Genomic DNA, 7436 nt, shown 5'->3' with positions numbered 1-7436 from the left:
CGACTTTTTTTGGCATGGCTATTTTTGCTCGATTTTTTCAGCAATTATAACAGACCTATGACAACCGGATTCCGTATAATGCCGCTGTTTTTCTCAAAGTTAAACAGCTACAAAAAAATGTTAAATTAAGGGCAAGCTTGTAAAAAGCTTGCCCTTAATTTTTTTCCTTTTCTTTATTCCTTCTTTTTTCCTTCTTCCTGATGACTAATGACTTCTTCCTTCTATGATGAATTTGCCTAATTTGATTACTTTCTCTCGTTTGCTGGGAGTACCTTTTCTGCTATACGGTTTGTACGACCCAAGCGCCCAAAGCCGCTGGATTTGTACCGCGATTTTTGTTGTAGCTGCGGCTACTGATTGGCTGGACGGCTATTTGGCTAGGAAGCTGAATCAAATTACCGATTTGGGAAAGTTTCTCGATCCTTTGGTGGATAAATTGTTGGTTCTCGCGCCGCTTTTAGTGTTGATTGAGTTGGGTAGAGTCCCGGCTTGGGGAGTGTTTTTGATTTTGGGCAGGGAGTTGACAATTGCGGGGTGGCGTGTTAATAAAACTACGATTTCTGGAGCTAATATTTGGGGTAAATTGAAGACGGTGAGTCAGATTGTGGCGATCGCACTTTTAATTGCTCCTTTGTCTGAAGCGTGGAATTTTCCCGCATTAATTGCTTTTTGGGTTTCTGTGGCTTTAACTTTGATTTCTGGCGCTATTTATCTGTGGCCCGAAAAGACTGCTGAGGACAAGTAAATCGGTTTTTTAACCGCAGATGAACGCGGATTAACGAAGATAAAAACTTCGATATATTTGTAAGGACACGGCAATGCCGTGTCCTAGCCGTAGCTTAATAATGACTCCCAGATTTCCGGTAGTGCACCGCTGTCACCCCGTCATTTTTGAGCAAATGACCGTTGTCAATCGCCGCATAAACTACCCAATGATCGCCACATTCCATCCGACTTATCACTTGGCATTCCAGATAAGCTAAAGCATCAGTCAAAACTGGACAGCCGTTGCTAGCTTCCATTGTTTCGACTCCGGCAAATCTGTCTTCTCCCGGAGCAAAGTTTTTCATGAAATACTTCCGCAACTGTCGCCCTTCTGCTAAGATATTGAGTACAAATTTATCTCCGGCGTACATCAAAGCTTCGATCGATCGATCTTTCGCCACCGCAATCGTTATACCGGGGGGATTAAACGTTGCTTGCGACACCCACGAAGCCAGCATTGCACTGCTAACATCCCCGCGCTTTGCCGAGAGTACGCACAGGGACCCAACCAATCTTCCTACTGCTTGTTCAGTGCGATCGCTCCCCCCTGCTAATTGCGGTCTCGGTGCCCGCAATTTTTGCGATTTAATCAAAGCTTGAGCAAAATCCGTTCCCGCCTCTTTGCACTCGTGAATCGTCGCCGCCGTCGGCTTAAATTTGGCTCGAATCGGCTCAAATCCAATTCGATAGCCAGCGTCTTTCAGCTTGTTTTCCACTAGGTCTATCGCCTCTCCACTCCAGCCAAAAGAACCGAAAACCCCCGCTAATTTGCTTTTAGTTGCGGTAGATAAAACTATTCCCAAAGCAGTTTGAATTTGCGTCGGAGCGTGTCCTGCTAGCGTGGGAGTTCCGATGATAAATCCCGCGCATTTTTCGATCGCCTCTTGAATTTCGCCCGGTTCGGCAAATTCGCAGTTGATACTTTCTACAGCAACGCCGGCTTTAGTAATTCCTTTGGCGATCGCCTGCGCTAAAGTAGCCGTATTTCCGTAAGCCGAAGCATAAATCAAAGCAACTGTCAAGTCTTTTGAATTTTGTTGCTGGCTCCATTCCCGATACAAATTGCTCAGTTCATTAAGGCCGTAACGGACAATCGGGCCGTGACCGGGAGCATAAAATGCTGTGGGTAAATCCGCTAATTTATCCATTGCGGTCAGCACTTGTTTTGCCTGAGATGCGTGCAGGGAATCGTAATAATAGCGCCGATCTTCGCTGTAAACGCTCCACCCTTCATCGAATACTTGGTCGCCGCAAACGTGAGCTCCAAATAGTTTGTCAGTGAACACGATTCGAGTTTGCGGATCGTAGGTGCAAAGTTCATCAGGCCAGCGAGGAGTCGGAGTCGCGATGAATTTTAAGGCGTGACCTTTTCCTAAATTGAGAGTTTCTTCTCCCCGAACGATCAGAATGTTTAATTCTTGTTCGGGAAAAGCCGCCCGCAAACTAATTGCGGCGGGATTCGTGCAAACCAAAGCTACTTCAGGAGCTAATTCTAACAGAGCTTTAATTGTTACTGACCTGTTAGCATTGAAATGCCCCAAAATTATGTAATCCAGCTTGGTCAAGTCCACCCGTTTCTGCAAAAATTCCAGGTAATTTTGAGTAAAAGATTCCCCGGGCGGGTCGAACAAAGCAGTTTTGTCAGCTTGAATAATATAGCTATTGGCTGTCGTACCCTTTTGCAGCGAATACTCGACTTCAAATTTGAGTCTGTCCCAAGTGCGCGATCGCACAATAAAAGTATCGAGTGCGATCGGGATAAACTGAACGTCGCGGGGTTTGGCATCCGATCCGAGTGTAGGAGTCAAAGTATTAGTCATTAATTGCACCTATGAGAAACTGAACTACAGAACTTCTTTTGATTTCGTGCCAAAACTTGGTATCTACAATGTCAAACCTTGCACCTCTACCCTGTAAATTGGTATCCAGGTCAGTCAGAAATTCCCTGGTTTTCAGATCGTCCCCAATTTGGATAAAGCTCACCCCAATTTCTTCATCTTTCTCTATTTTATTTGCCGCACTTACAATAATTTCGGCGACAGTAGCGACTTGTTCGGGTTTTTTATCGAGGACTGCAACAATTATTGCTCCTTTCTTCCCTTTGCCATCTGTTTTGTTTGCGAAATAATCACTAAAACTTGCTTTAAGAGCTTCTTCCAAATTAATTGCAGTGGGGCTTGCTGAATCCGGTTCCGTATTTTGTCGCTGCAAAATTTCAGCTAACCGCGCCACATTGGAATTTTTATACTTCCACATAGGAGTAGAAGCTTCGTAAAGAGTGATGCCGTCGCTGTCAAATTCCTGACATTTTTTTGCTAAGTCGATTAGAGATGCCTGTGCTTCTACCCACTCCTCGTACCAAGGATGCTGGGGGTCTCTGCTGGCATCGCTTCTGGCAATAATAATTGTGTAATCTCGGTCTTCTAAAAGATTGCTAGGCATTGGTAATTCCCCTAGTTAAAAAGGAGTCAAAATGACAACAGTTTGCCCGGTGTACTTTTATCGCCTGGTAAGGTGTTGCACACTCTAACGCAGAGTAAGTAAGAAAGGAAGAGAGAAAGAAATAAATAAAGAAAAGCAACTGTTGGCGGCGTCGGGTGCACAGTGCATAGATCTCACCAGCCTAAAACCGTTGAAATATGTCGCTTTTATCCGAAGCTAAATCCCCCTTAAAAAGGGGGACTTCGATCTGTTTCCAGTTCCCCCCTTCTTAAGGGGGGTTAGGGGGGATCGGGCCTCGGATGTAAACGACATTTATTAGGGGTTAAACGCGCTTGTTGAAACATCCTTCATCCTTCTTTTGACGCGCTCCTCGCGAAGCCGAAGCGCCTTCTTCCTTCTGACAACTGCCAACAGTCAACTGTCAACTGACAACAGTCAACCGTCAACTAACTTACTAATAGTGATTTCCGACTTTGCGGTGGTGAACTGCCGGCAGTGCATCGGGATTGGATACGCGGCCGCTATCGACGATCGCATATACGATATGATGATCCGAAAGTTCCATCCGGCTGACTACTTCGCATTCCATGTAAGCCAAAGCATCTGTCAAAATCGGAGAACCGTTGGTAGCAGGTTGAGTTTTAACTCCGGCAAATCGATCGGCACCAGGAGCAAAACGCTTTAAAAAGTGCCTCATCAAGGTTTGATAATTGCCTTCTTCCAGCACGTTGAGAACAAATTTATCTCCCGCGTGCATCATCGATTCGATCGCCCGATCCTTCGCTACTGCTATTGTTAAACCCAGCGGTTTAAAACTGGCTTGCGTCACCCAAGAAGCTAGCATCGCACTGCTAACCTCGCCTTTTTGAGCGGTGATGATGTACAGTCCGCCGCTGATTCGTCCCAAAGCTTTATCGAGGTCGCTGTCGAGGGATTTCATCTGTTTAACAGCCTTGTCCCGCGTCAGCCACTGTCCCAAGTCGGTGCCGGCTTCGTCGCAAAGTTGATAACTCGCTTCTGTCGGTGATTCTTTAATTAAAATGTTGGGAAATGCTTCTTTTAAACCCAACTCTTTTAACTTGTTTCGCAGCGGGTAAATAGATGCGTCATCGCCGCCACCGGATTCACACAAACCGAAAGATTGTTTGTTGTTAGCCGCAACTAAAATTGTGTTGATAGCAGCTTCGGCATTCGCAGCAGCAGTACCACTACTCGGCGGCGAACAAATCACGATACCGGCGGCGGTACCGACAAGTTCGCGGACTTCTTGCAAGTCGGCGATTCTCAAATCCATCATTTCCACGGCGACACCGGTTTTGGTGATACCGTGGGCGATCGCTTGGCTGAGTCGATCGCTAAATCCGTAGTCGGAAGTGTAAAATACCGCTACAGTGGTTTCTGCCTTAGCTTGCGCTTGGCTCCACTTTTTGTAGCGTCCGGTAAGTTCCACCACATTGTGCCGCAGCAAGGGCCCGTGACCGGTCGCAACTGTACCGATTTCTCCCAATTCTGCCATCCGCTTCATCGCAGCGAGTACCGATCGAGCATTGGGAGCCATCAAACACTCATAATAAAAGTGGTAATCTTCCTCAACTGCTGCTAAATCGTCATCGAAGGTGCTGTCGGTACAGTAGTGCATCCCGAAAGCATCGCAGGTAAACAGCACTTGAGTTTTGCTGTCGTAGCTGAAAATAGTATCAGGCCAGTGCAAGTTAGGCGCCGATACGAATTCGATAATGTGGCCGTTTCCTAAATCTAGTTTGTCCCCGTTTTTTACTACCAATCGCTCAAATGGTTGGTGTACAAGGTTTTCTAAAAATTGAATAGCTACTTTCGCCCCCACGACAATCGCTTGGGGTGCCAGCGCCAGCACGTCTTTAACTAAACCGCTGTGGTCTGGTTCGGTGTGGCTGATAATTAGATAGTCAATCTCTTTGGGGTCAATTTCGCCCGTCAGAGTTTCCATGTATTGCTGGCGAAACTTCTCGTGCGAGGTATCGACGAGGGCTGTTTTTTCACCGCGAATGATGAATGAGTTGTAAGTTGTACCGTTTTTGAGCCCGAATTCGATGTCAAAGCGGTCTCTATCCCAGTCCAGGCATCGAATTGCCGTTGTATCAGAGGCAATTTCGACTTTTTCCACCGTCAATCTGCGTTGGACTCGTTCAGTCAGCGCTACCATCAGTGCCTCCTTGTCTGTTACCCATTACCTTATTGTTTCCATTCTGACACGTTTCTTTTGTAAATCTTTATCAAATTTCCTATCACTCAGTTAAGCATCCCAAAAGTGAGATAGAACTCTTGACAAAAAGCAAATATGTGTGGTATAGAAACCGAGTTCGATCGGTTGGGCGATCGAGGTACTGAGTTTGGCAGGGAAATTCCTATCAAGCAGTCAATTAGTTAGTAGCAACTTAACAGTTATACAAAATGTGCAGTAAAATGAGCGAATAAAAAAATCCCAAATCCACAAGCCAAAATCGATTAAGTGATGTAAAGCTATGTCTGAAAGTTCCTTTGAGAAAACTAATTCGAGTTGGCTATTGGGACAGTGGCAACAGCGATTGCAAGAGTGGTGGGAACTAAAAACTGCCCAAAATATACCGAATGTCAAATTGCCATCTTAGTTTGATTCCCCCATCTTGGGGGCGATCGCTAAAGCCGCTTTTTGGTTAATCTTAGCATTGCTTGCAGTCTGGGCGAGTTGGCAGATTTGGCAACTGTTACGTTTTTATATTCATAATTTCAAAAAGAGGAATCAAACAACAGATGGAAGTGCGAAAAAAACAATTAAAGATTTATCGGTAGCAGAGTGGTTGTTGCGATCGCAAAAATTGCAGCAACAAGGGAAATACCGCCAAGCTTGCCGCTGTCTTTACATGGCGATGTTGCAGCGGTTAAATGATGCGGGAACCGTGGTTGACCAACCCAGCCGCACTGATGGCGAATATTTGCAATTAATCCAGCAATTACCCCAGCCAGTGCCTTACGAAACCGTGATAACAATACATCAGCAACTATATTTCGGGAATGCGGAAGCTGACGCCTCAACCTTTGAACAGTGTCAGCAAGCTTATCAACAAATTAAGGATTAAGTAGGTAAGCGCAAAAAACAATAATATCAATTCCGGTAACACCGGAATGATGGTTCGTTGGGAGTGGGGAGTGGGGAGTCGGGGAATGTGGAATTATTGACCTTGACTTTATCATTCCCATGCCACCGGAAACGATATATAGCAATCCTAAATCATTTGTGAATTTCTTACTCCCTCCCCTTGGTAAGGGGAGGGTTGGGGTGGGGTAAAAAAATTACGACTCCTGCAAGGATTGCTATAATATCCAATCGATAAAAAGCATTTAACTACTTGCGGGACATATTAGTAGAGCAAGGATTCCTCGCCCTACTAACAACCTTAGATGAGAGTGATACTTGTTGCCGCTGTACTGCCGAAACTGTAGCCCGCAGTGGGGTTAGCAAGACCTAAGCGCACAGTCCCATTATTGGTAGTAAATTGGTTGTCTTGAACACTAAAGGTTTGGCTGAGTTGGCCGGCGGCGAAGGACAACGTGCCGCCAGTGGGGCCGCCCGGGTTAAGCAGGTAGTCGGTACCAAATACAGGTGCAGGGCCGCTGCCGGGAGTACCCGCCAGAATAATATAATCAATCGATGCTGCACCTAAGCCGCTTGAGCGGGTAACTGTAACCGTTGTGCCGCCCCCCTGAGTGGCGATCGTGCCGTAATCAGACGCACTATACTGGAAGATATTGCCAGATGCACTGCTGCTACCGTCAATAATGTCTAGTCTTGCTGTTGACGGAGTGCCGACGGGGCCGTTGTTGAGAAATAGGTTAACAGTCTCAGTCATTTCAGGCACAGTATCAGGATTGACAAAGATGCTGAACGTCTTGGAAGTTTCCCCAGGGCCAAAGGTGAGTACACCAGCACTAGAGGAATAATCAACCGCACTTCCAGTTGATAGGGCGCTGCCGTCAAGAGTACTGTAGCTAATCGTTCCGGTCGCCGTAGTGGGGCCGATGCGATTGACTGTCACCGTAGCAAAGCCAGATGATTCCTGAGTGCTGAAAGTAGCCGCACTAAAAACAAACTGGGTTGCTGTTGATGTTGCTGGAGTTGGAGTCGGAGTCGGACTCGGCGTCGTCCCAGTTGGCGCCACATCATTAATCGTCAAAATTGACGGACTACTGCCGACATTGCCACCGAAGAGCAC

At 46.3% G+C, this 7436-nt stretch carries 7 protein-coding genes; 3 read left to right on the top strand and 4 right to left on the bottom strand.

Annotated elements, in window-relative coordinates; translation table 11 throughout:
• The first annotated feature begins 226 nt into the window (after positions 1 to 226).
• The gene (pgsA, locus tag QUA40_RS02665) at positions 227 to 745 is read left to right on the top strand and encodes a CDP-diacylglycerol--glycerol-3-phosphate 3-phosphatidyltransferase (protein WP_333121563.1); all 519 of its coding nucleotides are present in this window, start codon (positions 227 to 229) and stop codon (positions 743 to 745) included.
• A 94-nt stretch (positions 746 to 839) separates the two neighbouring features.
• Here pgsA and QUA40_RS02660 read toward each other — a convergent pair whose 3' ends face one another.
• The 3 genes from QUA40_RS02660 to QUA40_RS02650 all read right to left on the bottom strand — a co-directional run bounded on the left by QUA40_RS02660 (position 840) and on the right by QUA40_RS02650 (position 5389).
• On the bottom strand, positions 840 to 2585 hold the full coding sequence (locus QUA40_RS02660) for a diflavin flavoprotein (RefSeq protein WP_333121554.1): 1746 nt from the start codon (positions 2583 to 2585) through the stop codon (positions 840 to 842).
• Positions 2578 to 3207: a hypothetical protein gene (locus QUA40_RS02655; protein ID WP_333121552.1), complete on the bottom strand. Its 630-nt coding sequence runs from the start codon at positions 3205 to 3207 to the stop codon at positions 2578 to 2580. Before QUA40_RS02655 ends, QUA40_RS02660 begins: the two co-directional genes overlap by 8 nt.
• A gap of 454 nt (positions 3208 to 3661) precedes the next feature.
• A complete protein-coding gene (locus tag QUA40_RS02650) occupies positions 3662 to 5389 on the bottom strand; it encodes a diflavin flavoprotein (RefSeq protein WP_333121551.1) in 1728 nt (575 codons plus the stop codon).
• Positions 5390 to 5708: 319 nt separating this feature from the next.
• On the opposite strand from QUA40_RS02650, the gene QUA40_RS02645 reads away from it, so the two are divergent.
• Positions 5709 to 5834, top strand: coding sequence for a hypothetical protein (locus QUA40_RS02645; RefSeq protein ID WP_333121549.1), 126 nt, complete (start codon positions 5709 to 5711; stop codon positions 5832 to 5834).
• Between the two features lie 57 nt (positions 5835 to 5891).
• Positions 5892 to 6302, top strand: a complete 411-nt coding sequence (locus QUA40_RS02640) for a DUF4129 domain-containing protein (RefSeq protein ID WP_333121548.1) — start codon at positions 5892 to 5894, stop codon at positions 6300 to 6302.
• Positions 6303 to 6620: 318 nt separating this feature from the next.
• On the opposite strand, the gene QUA40_RS02635 is transcribed toward QUA40_RS02640, so the two are convergent.
• Positions 6621 to 7436, bottom strand: an 816-nt coding sequence (locus QUA40_RS02635) for a Calx-beta domain-containing protein (protein ID WP_333121547.1), incomplete at its 5' end; no start/stop codon positions are given.

Origin of the sequence: Microcoleus sp. Pol11C3, from assembly GCF_036701485.1 — a bacterium.
Lineage (GTDB): Bacteria > Cyanobacteriota > Cyanobacteriia > Cyanobacteriales > Microcoleaceae > Microcoleus.
Note: the sequence above shows the minus strand (reverse complement) of the source record. Positions and strands in the feature narration are given on the sequence as shown.

Bases quoted from the DNA above. Each gene is read 5' to 3' on its own strand.
- pgsA (WP_333121563.1), top strand. From the start codon at position 227: ATGAATTTGCCTAATTTGATTACTTTCTCTCGTTTGCTGGGAGTACCT.
- QUA40_RS02660 (WP_333121554.1), bottom strand. From the start codon at position 2,585: ATGACTAATACTTTGACTCCTACACTCGGATCGGATGCCAAACCCCGC.
- QUA40_RS02655 (WP_333121552.1), bottom strand. From the start codon at position 3,207: ATGCCTAGCAATCTTTTAGAAGACCGAGATTACACAATTATTATTGCC.
- QUA40_RS02650 (WP_333121551.1), bottom strand. From the start codon at position 5,389: ATGGTAGCGCTGACTGAACGAGTCCAACGCAGATTGACGGTGGAAAAA.
- QUA40_RS02645 (WP_333121549.1), top strand. From the start codon at position 5,709: ATGTCTGAAAGTTCCTTTGAGAAAACTAATTCGAGTTGGCTATTGGGA.